Genomic DNA, 11,471 nt, shown 5'->3' with positions numbered 1-11,471 from the left:
GTTTACAGGTTGATAACTGTGTAATTACTGTGGCCGGAGACGTAAAGGAAACTAAAACTGTAGCGAAAGCTTCAACGGAATCAGCAGTTACGCCGGTTGCTGAAAAAGTAAAAGCTCCTGCAAAAAAAGTTGCTGTAGTAAAAGAAAAGACAATAGCGTCAAAAACGGCAGCTCCAAAAGCTATTTCAACTAAAACAAAGCCAGCCGATAAGAAACATGGCCAGATATAGAGTCAGTTAATACAAATATTTGCAGCCAGATTATGTTTCTATGTTAATTATCAAATAATTTTTATAAATCATAGGTCTCCGTTTTACGGGGACTTTTTTTATCGGTCAATAACCAATAAATTCGCCCTACAATTTCTTAATTTGATAACAATCTTAGATAAACAGCAATTACATCTTACTATTTTACGCCTGTCAAACCAGTTGATGGAAAATCATTTACACTTAAATGAACTGGTGTTTATAGGTTTACAGCCCCGCGGTGTGCAGGTAAGCAAAATGATGGTAGATAATATTCAGCAATTGTATCCGGGTGAAAAAGTTGCTTACGGAATATTAGACATAACTTTTTACCGGGATGATATCCGGCAGGAATTAAGGGTAGCAAGTAAAACGGAAATCCCTTTTTCAATTGAAGGAAAAAAAGTTATTTTAATCGACGATGTATTGTATACCGGACGAACCATCAGGGCTGCACTGGATGCACTGCAGGATTTTGGCCGTCCGCAAAAAGTTGAATTGTGCGTGTTGGTTGACAGAAGGTTCAACAGGGAATTGCCTATTCAACCTGATTATTTTGGCAAAGCCATTGATACTGTTTTTTCACAAAAAGTAAAAGTTGAGTGGGATAAAGAACAGGTTATTTTATATTAATAGAAGTTAAGCTGCCGTAATATTTTAAGCATATCGCCCTTAGCCAACGATGCTAAAAATTTTCTTTTGTTTTTCTTATAAAAAACTTATTCAGCAAATTTGTGTCATTCAATTCCTCTAATTGAAACAAATCTATTAGCTTTGACGCTTAATGCAACTATCTACCAAACATCTATTGGGCATTAAAGAGCTTACAACAGAAGACATCTCTCTTATTTTATCTACTGCAGCTCAGTTTAAAGAAGTTTTACAAAGGCCTGTAAAAAAGGTTCCTTCATTAAGAGATATTACCATCGTAAATCTTTTTTACGAAAGCAGCACCCGTACAAGAATATCTTTTGAATTGGCCGAAAAAAGGTTAAGCGCCGATACCATTAATTTTACTGCCTCAGGCTCGTCAGTATCTAAAGGTGAAACCTTGCTGGATACAGTAAATAATATTTTAAGTATGAAGGTTGACATGGTGGTAATGCGCCATAATGCAAGCGGAGCACCTCATTTTTTAGCAAAACATATACCGGCTGCCATTGTAAACGCGGGCGACGGAATTAATGAACATCCAACGCAAGCTTTGCTGGATGCATTTTCTATCAGAGATAAATTGGGTACACTGGAAGGAAAAAAAATTGTACTGGTGGGCGATATCATGCATTCAAGGGTGGCGTTGAGTAATATCTATCTTTTAAAAAAAATGGGTGCAGAGGTAATGGTAGCCGGTCCACCTACATTGATACCGAAATACATAGCCGAAGCCTTAAAGGTAAAAGTAGAATACAATCTTAAAAAAGCGCTGGCCTGGTGCGATGTAGCCAATGTGCTTCGCATACAACTGGAAAGACAGAACCAGGTTTTATTTTCGTCGCTTCGGGAGTACAATCTTGCTTATGGCGTAACTAAAAAATTACTGGATGAATTGCCAAAAGAAATTGTGATCATGCATCCGGGTCCCATCAACAGGGGCGTGGAAATTGACAGCGATGTTGCAGATAGTAAACAATCGATCATTTTGCAACAGGTAGAAAACGGAGTGGCAGTAAGAATGGCCGTACTATATCTTTTATCGCCTAAAAGCACCTTGATTAATTGATAATGGATTAATGGAAAATTGATAAGGATGCCAGTTTAAAAGGAGTTTAAATTTAATTAGTTTTAGCATTGAAAAATTAAAGTTCAATTTATTAAATCATCTATCAAACTTAGGATTTCCATTTTTTAATTTCTTATAGCATCGAAAAAAATTATCAACTATTAATTATTAATTAAAATGCGTATTTGCCTCTTTCCCGGAACCTTCGACCCTGTTACACTTGGCCATATTGATATTATCAACCGCGCCATACCTTTGTTTGATAAAGTAATAGTGGGCATCGGGCGCAATGTAAATAAAGTGCCGATGTTTAGTGAAGAGCAAAGGTTACAATGGGTAAAAGATATTTATAAAAATCAACCAACGGTAGATGCAGTAGTATATGATGGTTTAACAGTGAATTGCTGTAAAAGTGTAGGGGCCAATTTTATATTAAGAGGCATTCGTTATGTGAACGATTTTGAATACGAAAAGGCTATTGCAGATATGAACCGTAGCCTTGACGGTCATATTGAAACCGTGTTTCTTACCTGCCTTCCGCAGTTTACTTCTGTAGCATCTACCCTGGTAAGGGATGTATTTAAAAACGGGGGAGATGTATCACAATTTTTACCTGCGGAAGTTAACAAAACCATTGTAAAAAAATAACATGTTTCAATCAGTTAAAAATAAAACTATGGCTATCTGGTTTAATAAATCCTTAAAATTGGAGGGGCTGCTTGCTAGTGAACTGGGCCCAATGGATACTCTGCTGGGTATGGAGTATGCTGCAATAGGAGAGAACTACTTAAAAATAAAAATGCCGGTTGATGAGCGTACCAGGCAGCCATACGGATTGTTACATGGTGGGGCCAGTTGCACACTGGCTGAAACTACTGGCAGTATGGCGTCTTCGCTGGTAATTGATCCCGACAAATTTATTTGTGTGGGGCTGGAAATTAATGCCAACCATGTAAAAAGTGCACGTCAGGGACACGTTATTGCTACGGCTACCCCTTTACATCTGGGTACCAATACGCATGTGTGGGATGTAAAAATTCATGACGACGCCGAAAAACTGATCTGTGTGAGCCGTTTAACGGTAGCTATTTTAAAGAAAGCATTTTAAAAGGCAGATGGCTGATTTTTTTACGTGTGAAATTATAAATGAAAGCTAACACGGTTGTTTATTTTGAAATTATTTATGAATAACAGTTTCATCAAAAAATACCGAAACAATATCTTTAATTGAAGGATAGGTATTGCTCAATGGCTCCTGAATATTTTTAGGATGTACCCATTGAATGGCTGCTATATCTTCTTCTGTTTGTGGCACCAGTTTTTGTTTAGAAGAACAGGTCATGTAATACCAGTGAGTAGTTTTAATAAAATGTTTTCCATAAGCATTATAGGTATGATAGGTTTCACCTGTTTTATTTCGTACGGTTAAATGTGTAACACCTGTCTCTTCGATTACTTCCCTCATCGCACAGGTTTGCAAGTCTTCACCTTTTTCTACTTTTCCTTTCGGCAAATCCCATTTATTGAGCCTGTAAATAAACAGTAATTCCTTTTTACTATTTTGTACAATTCCGCCAGCTGCTTCAATTGGAGTAAAGTTTTTAAAAAAAGCCTTTTTTAAATCTTCCAGTTTATCATGTAACAGTACACCCGCATGAAAATCCGGTTTGTTTATTTCATGTAACAAAGATTTAATGGCTGGCCCCGAAAGTTCATCTACGAATATTGCATCCGGATGATGTAGAATTTCCTGCAACTCTTTGGTTAATTCATCGCAAAGAAAAACCGGTTTATCATCGAAGTAAATTTTGATATACATATAAAATCTGTTAAAAAGATGATGAAATCTGCAACCTGATTAAAGCAAATATCTTTTTTTAAGATAGGTTGCTGATAGCTTAACGCTTTGTTTTAATTTGCAGCATGACAAATGAAAAAGCCGTAGCGGAAAAGCTGTTACAAATTAATGCAATTAAATTGAGTCCACAACAACCCTTTACATGGGCAAGTGGATGGAAAAGTCCTATTTACTGCGATAACCGCCGGGTATTGTCCTTTCCTTTTATCAGAGATTTTATAAAAAGCGAAATGTGTAATGTAGTTTTTGAGCAGTTTCCTCAGGCAGAAATACTGGCAGGAGTGGCTACCGCAGGATTACCATGGGGAGCCATGGCTGCCGACCAATTAAAGCTGCCTTTTATTTATGTAAGGCCAAAACCTAAAGAGCATGGTTTAGGCAACCAGATTGAAGGTTTTTATGAAAAAGATCAAAAGGTACTGGTGATTGAAGATTTGATTTCTACCGGAAAAAGCAGTTTGGAAGTGGTAGAAGTTCTTCGTAAGGCTGGTGTTGAAGTGGTAGGCATGGTAAGCATTTTTACCTATAATTTTGATGTAGCGGCCAAAGCTTTTGCAGAGGCAGGAGTAAAATATCAGTCATTAACCAATTATGCTGCACTAATTGAACTGGCTGTTGAAAAAGGAATTGTTACCCCCGGTGAGCAAAACACTTTGTTAAACTGGCGTCAGGATCCTTCTAATTGGAAAGCAAATTAATAACTTTATAAAAATTTCATTATGAAAAAGATTACGCTAAGCCTGCTGGCTGTTATTGGTTTTGTAACCCTGAGTTTTGCCCAGCAAAAAGCAGTAGAAAAAGTAGTTATAAAAACGCCCACTGTACAGTGCGAACAATGTAAAGAACGTATTGAAAGTTACCTGAAACGGGAGCCAGGTATATCCGCCGTAAAAGTGGATTTTAAGAAAAAAACAACTACCATTACTTATTTAACGGACAGGAATAATATCGAACAATTAAAGACGGCAATTGCCAATGCAGGGTACGACGCAGATGATGTGTCGGCTGACGGGGAAGCATATAAAAAACTACCTAAATGTTGTAAAAAGCCTGCAGGAGCGATAAATACTAAAACTTCTGTACCTCAATAGAAAATACATTTTTTTTATATAACCACCTTTCGGTGGTTTTTTATGCCTAAAAAGCAGTGAACTGTTGCTTGCCTTCGTAATTAACAGTAATTGTTTTAAACACACTTAATTTTCCTACTCTTATGGTTCCGGTTATTTTTACCATTACCTCATTGGTTAAAAATGTAGCAAGACCATTCTTTAATAAATTCTTCATATCCACATCAATTTTAATGGGTATAGCAAATTCTTCCCTTTTCGGAATAGATACCTGGTACACTTGTTCGGTTCTTCCAAGGTAATTATTATTAATATAAACGTCCAGATCTGTCCGGTTTAGTTCCAGTCCAAAATTGTTTGGGTTGTAATAAATCAGATCCATTTTTAAGGAAGTAGCAGAAAAACCAATTTTCTCCACAACAAGATTTTTGAAATCACGGTATTCTAATTCTTTGGGTGCCGCACAGGAAATCAGCAAATTTGTCAGTAACAAAAAAGATAATAGGGTAAGTGTGTATTTATTAAACATACAAATGGTTGAACGATGAATTTGAGGTAAGATAGGACTATAACATAAAAAGTAAAAATTAATTTATGTTAAAAATTTACTAAGTAAATTAGTTATTTGATACGATCGAAACGATAAATCACTCAAAATTTATTACTACTAATAATAGTAAAAAAAAATAACAATAAATAATTAGTAATCATTAAATTACAATTATAAATGAAATATTAATTTTAGTAAAAAAAATACCTTTTTAGGTAATATTTAGTATAATATTAAATTTAAAAGATTAAAAAATTAAATATCTAATATTATGATGTAAATTACTGATAAAGAGCTAAATAAAAATTTTTGTTTTTATTGTACTTCAATAAAAAAATATGATATAATTTTAAATTATATCATCTTGGATAATTTTGTCTAAAAGAGATTTAAATTTTTAACTTGGGTACACTTAATCAAAAAAATATTAAACGCGTTCTACGACCGTTATTTTCATTTTACGGGATGAACATTTTTTTTCGCAATAAAATGCTATAATGGCAGTATCAAGAATGTGGGTTTTTGAAATCCCACTTGACGTTTTTCAAGGCTTGAAAAAATATTTTAACTTGTAAAATTGCAGACATAATAAAATTAGAAAATTTATCTATATATCATTTAATGCCTCCACCAAATGATACAAAATATTTAAGTAAAAACAACTAGCCTGTATTTATTACAGGTTAAATTATAGTAATTCGTTTCAATATTTTTATTAAGCAAATATTAAATTATTATATAACTTATTTTAAATTTGATGGGGTAAAGAAGTCAGAAATTGGGATTTTCAGAATTTTATAAATGCAGGTTTTTATTTAAATTTTTAAAATTTATACTTCTTCAAATGGCATATCTATAATCAAAAGATGATTTTACAAAATTTTGGATTTAACATTTTTTTTGAAATAATAAAACATATAAAATTTAATTTAATGTAAATAAATAGTATGCTTACCACTGAAATGAAATCCGGGTTTAGTAATCGAAATTAAAAACTTTCAGCAGGTGCAAATACTGAAAAGGAATAGCGGAACACAAAAATTTGCCTGAACCTGACCCATGCATTTTCAAAAAACAGCAGTGTTCTTTAAATAATTTTTCGAAAAAAATCTTCAAAATTCAAATAATCTGGGTGTGCGTAAAAGAGATATTTTAGTTCGAAATATACTTTATTGATTTCCAGTGTAGCTGTGGGAGCCAAAATATGTCGAAGATTTCTATTGAATATTTAAGAAGTATTGTCTTTAAAATTGCAGATGTTAATGATATCTTGCTACAGAATACTAATTTAAGAAGGTTAATAAAAATATTTTTCTATATAAATAAATCATCTGGCAAAATAATAAGGAACCTATTGCGTTTATATCACAACCTCAGGTAATAACCGCTTGTGCTTGGTAAACAAGATGTTTTCTTTGGGGGTTACAGAACCAAATTAGGTTCGTAAACGAAGACCCGATTTCTATCGGGTCTTTTGATTTTTATATTTATTGGTTTGTATATTTCTACCGGAAACGAAAGTAAATTGGATATAGTTATGTTGTAATTCTTTTTTTATGGTGGGTTCCTTTTAAACTGTTTTTCTGTTTGGCAGCTTTATATCTCTTTATAAAAAGCAACGGTTTAATATCTGTTTTGCCCTTCTCCTTGTTTAACTTAAAGTAGTAGGTATTTACTTCTTTTTTGCCTGATTGTTCTTCTTCCACTTTTACAAAAAGGGAAAGTATGCTATCTTTTTCATTACTGGAAACTGCCACAGGCATCCATTCTTCGGTATTACTTTTATCAGTTAGTACATCCTCATTAATCATTGCCAACACATAATCATCACTGTTGTTAACGGGGCGCTTTTTTATTGGTTTAGGCTTCAATATGCCTGCTTTTTTTAAAACCGGCACCCCCGTATTTTTTTTGAAAACCATCGCTGCTGAATATTCATTCCTGACTGCTGTGTTGTAACCTTCTTTAGAAATAACTCCCGTTTTTGTACTGATGACATAGATCGTTTTCTGTTGATTAACCTGGTTATTGATAAAGGAAGGTAGCAAACAAACTCCGGTTACCAGCAATACGGTTAAGCCATGAAGTTGAAATTTTTGTCGCCAATTTGTATTTGGCTGTAATTGGTGTGGAACGAATAACCGCTTTATCCGTTGCAATAATATCTTTTTGTTATTGGTGGCTGATAAAGCCAATACAAGTTGCCGATGCCGCTGCTCTTCCAATATTAGCAAGGCTTTTGCATATTCCAACCCGTTACATTTAAAGTTTAGTACCCAGTCATCACAGCAATTTTCTCTTTCTTTTTTTGCAATACTATGCAACCAATAAACAAACGGGTTAAAGAATAGGAGCAGTGCAATGATGGACTGTATAAAATTCAGTAAAAAGTCATTTCTTTTTATATGTGCCAATTCATGTAACAGAATGGTATTTACCTGCTCAATGCTTAAATGATTGATAACAGCAGCGGGTAAAAGTATGATTGGTTTAATAAAGCCTGTTACCGAGGGCACATCAATGTATTCGCTTAACCAAACCTGCACCTTTTTTTTAATACCAAGATGCAGTGCAGTATTCGCAACGAAAATTCTAATATCAACAGGGGCTTTTAATAAACCATTGGTACTAACAAATCTAAGCTGCAGGTAATGCCGAATAAACCGCAAGGTATAAAAAAGCAATATTCCTAAATATGCGAGAGCTACAAATGGTAAAGCTTTATTTACTTGTAGATATTGCATTATCCGGTATTGGTTAGGCGCTTTTTCTGCGTGTAGCAGTAAGCTATAATTTTGCACCGTAGTAAAACCAAACCAGCAGGCGCAAATATAAATCAGCAATAAACTGAGCTGGTATTTTACTACAGCGGGTAATTTTTTATTTAAATGAACAGTAGTATGGTAAAGTATCCATAGGGTAGCGGCTTGCCAAAAACTATTGATAATTGCCCATCCAATGGACTGTAAAAAATATGCGTTGTCAAAAAAGAAGGTTGCCATACACATCCGTTTATTAAATGCTGTTTAAATAATTTCTTATTTCTTCCAGTTCTTCTTTAGACGTTTTATGATTGCCTAATGCCTGTATAACCAATTGTGCAGAGGAGCCTGCGAAGAGTGATTCGATCATCTTATTCAAAAACAATTTCTGTGTTTTTTCTTTGCTTACTGCGGGTTTGTAAATATGCGTTTTATGGGTACTGTCGCGGGTAACCAGACATTTTTCAAACATTATCTGCATCAGCTTTAGCGTGGTAGTATAACCTGCATTTTTTACTTTTAGCAATTCTTCATGTACGTCTCTTACTGTAGCAGATTGCCGCTGCCATAACACTTGCAATATCTCGAGCTCGCCTTCGGTAGGTTTATTATTTTTTATTAAAGTCATAATACGATATTTTTCGTATGTAAATGTAAAAATTAATTGCTAAAAAAAATAAAATATTCGCAGAAGGAAAATATCAGGGATTAAGGATCCATATGGTGTATTTATTGGTTTAGCAGGCTTTCTATTAAATTAAAAAGCCCCGATGTTTATCATCAGGGCTTTTACAATTGGAGTTAGTTTTGGTAAACTATTTTTATAACTTTTATGTCAATTTCAATTAATGTTTTGTATTGTCACTATTCATTTTCATCATGGTTTCAATTTGCGCTTTTCTATTGGTTACAATTTTATCGTGGTGCAATTTGGCAAGAGTAGGAGCAATAACCAATGATACAATACTCATTAATTTAATCAAAATATTCATAGATGGACCAGAGGTATCTTTAAATGGATCGCCCACTGTGTCGCCTGTTACAGAAGCCTTGTGGGGATCAGATTTTTTATAGTACATGGTACCATTGATATCAACACCTTTTTCAAAAGATTTTTTGGCATTGTCCCAGGCACCACCGGCATTATTTTGAAAGATGCCCATTAATACACCACAAACGGTAGCACCTGCTAAAAATCCGCCCAACACTTCAGGTCCAAAAATGAAACCAATTAAAATCGGAGTTAGTAAGGCAATAGCTCCGGGCAACATCATTTTTTTAAGCGAGGCTTCTGTAGAAATAGCCACACATTTATCATACTCTGGTTTGCCGGTACCTTCCATAATGCCGGGAATAGTGCGAAACTGGCGGCGAACTTCTTCTACCATTGCCATGGCCGCTTCCCCCACCGCACGAATGGCCAGTGAAGAGAAGATGAACGGTATCATTCCTCCTACAAATAAACCTGCCAACACATCTGCATGATAAATATCAATGCCGTCAATACCGGCAATACCAACAAATGCTGCAAACAATGCCAGTGCAGTTAAAGCTGCGGAAGCAATGGCAAAACCTTTACCACTTGCGGCTGTGGTGTTACCCACCGCATCCAGGATATCTGTTTTTTCGCGAACGTCCGCAGGTAATTCACTCATTTCTGCAATGCCGCCTGCATTATCTGCAATAGGACCAAAAGCATCAATAGCCAGCTGCATAGCGGTTGTAGCCATCATTCCTGCAGCTGCAATGGCCACTCCATATAAACCTGCGCAGGCATACGATCCATAAATTCCGGCAGCTAAAACCAGTATGGGTAATAAGGTACTTTCCATACCAACTGCAAGTCCGCCAATAATATTGGTTGCATGACCTGTAGCCGATTGACGAATAATACTCATTACCGGCCGCTTTCCCATGGCGGTATAATATTCGGTAATGATGCTCATTAATGCACCAACACCCAACCCAACCATGATAGCGCCGAACACACCATTTTTTGTAAAATCATGACCGCGTAAAGTCATATGTTCCGGTAGTAAAAAATTAACGAGAAAATAGCAGCCAATGGCAGTTAAAACCATGGAACCCCAGTTACCCATGTTTAATGCATTTTGTACTTTATGTGTACTAAGCCCGGCATTTTCAGAAATACGGACAAAGAAGGTTCCGATAATAGAAAATATAATTCCCATTGCTGCAATCAGCATCGGTAATAAGATCGGCGATAGTCCGCCAAATGCATCACCTGTAGCAGAGGTTTCTCTACCCAAAACCATGGTGGCCAAAACGGTGGCAACATAGCTACCAAAAAGATCTGCACCCATGCCTGCAACATCACCTACATTATCACCTACATTGTCAGCAATGGTGGCCGGGTTTCGGGGATCATCTTCCGGAATGCCTGCTTCTACTTTACCCACAAGATCAGCTCCTACGTCTGCAGCTTTTGTATAAATGCCGCCACCTACCCGGGCAAACAAAGCAATCGATTCCGCACCCAAAGAAAAACCGGTTAATATTTCGATCGCCTTTTCAAGCGCCAATCTATATTCTTCTGAACCAACTGCATAGCCAGCTACAAAAGTGGTATATAAAATGATGAACAAACTTCCGAGACCTAATACCGCTAAACCAGCTACTCCCATACCCATTACACTACCGCCGGTAAAGGAAACAGACAAAGCTTTGCTTAAGCTTGTTCTTGCCGCCTGGGCTGTACGAACATTGGCTTTGGTAGCCACTTTCATACCAATGAAACCCGCCAGGGCACTAAAAAATGCACCTATTACAAATGCAAGCGCAATACTCCAGTGGCTGTTGGCATTGCTAAATCCCATAATAGCCAATAACAATGCACCGATGATTACAAAGTACATCAGAATTTTATACTCAGCTTTTAAAAAAGCCATAGCACCTTCAGCAATATAAGTGCTGATCTCCTTCATGCGTTCATTACCGGCATCTTGTTTAGATACCCAGGCAAACTTGATTAAAGTATACAAAAGGCCAACAATGCCCAATGCAGGAACTACGTAAAACAATTTGTCCATAATAAATATAATGTTAAAATTTGGAGGGCAAAAATAGGGGAATTGCTGCAAAAACAGTCAAAAATCACTAATTATTGAAAATAGATCGAATTTGTTCAATGTTGGTTTATTGCCCGGTTGCTGCAATATGTTTTGCCAAGATGAGATGGAATAAAATGCTAAATCTTTTCATAGTTGTAACTGTATTAACAACCGGCTAACAAACTGTAATTT

Annotated in this window: 12 protein-coding genes; 7 read left to right on the top strand and 5 right to left on the bottom strand. The window is 35.8% G+C overall.

All coding sequences use genetic code 11. The features are described from left to right. The 5 genes from H7254_RS10370 to H7254_RS10350 form a co-directional block, all read left to right on the top strand. On the top strand, positions 1-230 hold a 230-nt coding region (locus H7254_RS10370), incomplete at its 5' end, for a hypothetical protein (protein WP_301932898.1). Positions 231-371: 141 nt separating this feature from the next. After that, positions 372-881: a bifunctional pyr operon transcriptional regulator/uracil phosphoribosyltransferase PyrR gene (gene pyrR, locus H7254_RS10365; protein ID WP_301932897.1), complete on the top strand. Its 510-nt coding sequence runs from the start codon at positions 372-374 to the stop codon at positions 879-881. Between the two features lie 151 nt (positions 882-1,032). Next, complete coding sequence (locus tag H7254_RS10360) at positions 1,033-1,968, top strand: aspartate carbamoyltransferase catalytic subunit (protein WP_301932896.1); 936 nt, start codon at positions 1,033-1,035, stop codon at positions 1,966-1,968. Between the two features lie 177 nt (positions 1,969-2,145). Continuing rightward, positions 2,146-2,616, top strand: coding sequence for a pantetheine-phosphate adenylyltransferase (coaD, locus tag H7254_RS10355; protein ID WP_301923415.1), 471 nt, complete (start codon positions 2,146-2,148; stop codon positions 2,614-2,616). 1 nt (position 2,617) lies between these two features. Then, entirely contained in the window at positions 2,618-3,076 is a 459-nt protein-coding gene (locus H7254_RS10350; protein ID WP_301932895.1) for a hotdog fold thioesterase, read from the top strand. Between the two features lie 69 nt (positions 3,077-3,145). On the opposite strand, the gene H7254_RS10345 is transcribed toward H7254_RS10350, so the two are convergent. Further along, positions 3,146-3,787 carry an NUDIX hydrolase gene (locus H7254_RS10345; RefSeq protein ID WP_301932894.1) on the bottom strand — a complete coding sequence of 214 codons (642 nt, stop codon included), beginning with the start codon at positions 3,785-3,787 and terminating at the stop codon, positions 3,146-3,148. A gap of 104 nt (positions 3,788-3,891) precedes the next feature. On the opposite strand from H7254_RS10345, the gene pyrE reads away from it, so the two are divergent. Both pyrE and H7254_RS10335 read left to right on the top strand, forming a co-directional pair. After that, a complete protein-coding gene (gene pyrE, locus H7254_RS10340) occupies positions 3,892-4,524 on the top strand; it encodes an orotate phosphoribosyltransferase (RefSeq protein ID WP_301932893.1) in 633 nt (210 codons plus the stop codon). 21 nt (positions 4,525-4,545) lie between these two features. Continuing rightward, positions 4,546-4,917, top strand: coding sequence for a heavy-metal-associated domain-containing protein (locus tag H7254_RS10335; protein ID WP_301932892.1), 372 nt, complete (start codon positions 4,546-4,548; stop codon positions 4,915-4,917). Positions 4,918-4,963: 46 nt separating this feature from the next. Here the strand turns inward: H7254_RS10335 and H7254_RS10330 are convergent, their stop codons facing one another. The 4 genes from H7254_RS10330 to H7254_RS10315 all read right to left on the bottom strand — a co-directional run bounded on the left by H7254_RS10330 (position 4,964) and on the right by H7254_RS10315 (position 11,258). Beyond that, complete coding sequence (locus tag H7254_RS10330; protein WP_301932891.1) at positions 4,964-5,425, bottom strand: LEA type 2 family protein; 462 nt, start codon at positions 5,423-5,425, stop codon at positions 4,964-4,966. Between the two features lie 1,556 nt (positions 5,426-6,981). After that, positions 6,982-8,448, bottom strand: a complete 1,467-nt coding sequence (locus H7254_RS10325) for a M56 family metallopeptidase (RefSeq protein ID WP_301932890.1) — start codon at positions 8,446-8,448, stop codon at positions 6,982-6,984. A 13-nt stretch (positions 8,449-8,461) separates the two neighbouring features. Beyond that, entirely contained in the window at positions 8,462-8,836 is a 375-nt protein-coding gene (locus H7254_RS10320; protein ID WP_301932889.1) for a BlaI/MecI/CopY family transcriptional regulator, read from the bottom strand. A 217-nt stretch (positions 8,837-9,053) separates the two neighbouring features. After that, the gene (locus H7254_RS10315; RefSeq protein ID WP_301932888.1) at positions 9,054-11,258 is read right to left on the bottom strand and encodes a sodium-translocating pyrophosphatase; all 2,205 of its coding nucleotides are present in this window, start codon (positions 11,256-11,258) and stop codon (positions 9,054-9,056) included. Positions 11,259-11,471: the final 213 nt, after the last annotated feature.

The sequence above is a fragment of the Ferruginibacter sp. genome (genome assembly GCF_014377975.1).
GTDB lineage: Bacteria > Bacteroidota > Bacteroidia > Chitinophagales > Chitinophagaceae > Ferruginibacter.
The sequence above is the reverse complement of the archived record's forward strand: the minus strand, read 5'-3'. Positions and strand labels throughout refer to the sequence as shown.

What these genes read in the sequence shown, in the direction of transcription:
- H7254_RS10360 (WP_301932896.1), top strand. Translation starts at nt 1,033, where the DNA reads ATGCAACTATCTACCAAACATCTATTGGGCATTAAAGAGCTTACAACA.
- coaD (WP_301923415.1), top strand. Translation starts at nt 2,146, where the DNA reads ATGCGTATTTGCCTCTTTCCCGGAACCTTCGACCCTGTTACACTTGGC.
- H7254_RS10350 (WP_301932895.1), top strand. Translation starts at nt 2,618, where the DNA reads ATGTTTCAATCAGTTAAAAATAAAACTATGGCTATCTGGTTTAATAAA.
- H7254_RS10345 (WP_301932894.1), bottom strand. Translation starts at nt 3,787, where the DNA reads ATGTATATCAAAATTTACTTCGATGATAAACCGGTTTTTCTTTGCGAT.
- pyrE (WP_301932893.1), top strand. Translation starts at nt 3,892, where the DNA reads ATGACAAATGAAAAAGCCGTAGCGGAAAAGCTGTTACAAATTAATGCA.
- H7254_RS10335 (WP_301932892.1), top strand. Translation starts at nt 4,546, where the DNA reads ATGAAAAAGATTACGCTAAGCCTGCTGGCTGTTATTGGTTTTGTAACC.
- H7254_RS10330 (WP_301932891.1), bottom strand. Translation starts at nt 5,425, where the DNA reads ATGTTTAATAAATACACACTTACCCTATTATCTTTTTTGTTACTGACA.
- H7254_RS10325 (WP_301932890.1), bottom strand. Translation starts at nt 8,448, where the DNA reads ATGGCAACCTTCTTTTTTGACAACGCATATTTTTTACAGTCCATTGGA.
- H7254_RS10320 (WP_301932889.1), bottom strand. Translation starts at nt 8,836, where the DNA reads ATGACTTTAATAAAAAATAATAAACCTACCGAAGGCGAGCTCGAGATA.
- H7254_RS10315 (WP_301932888.1), bottom strand. Translation starts at nt 11,258, where the DNA reads ATGGACAAATTGTTTTACGTAGTTCCTGCATTGGGCATTGTTGGCCTT.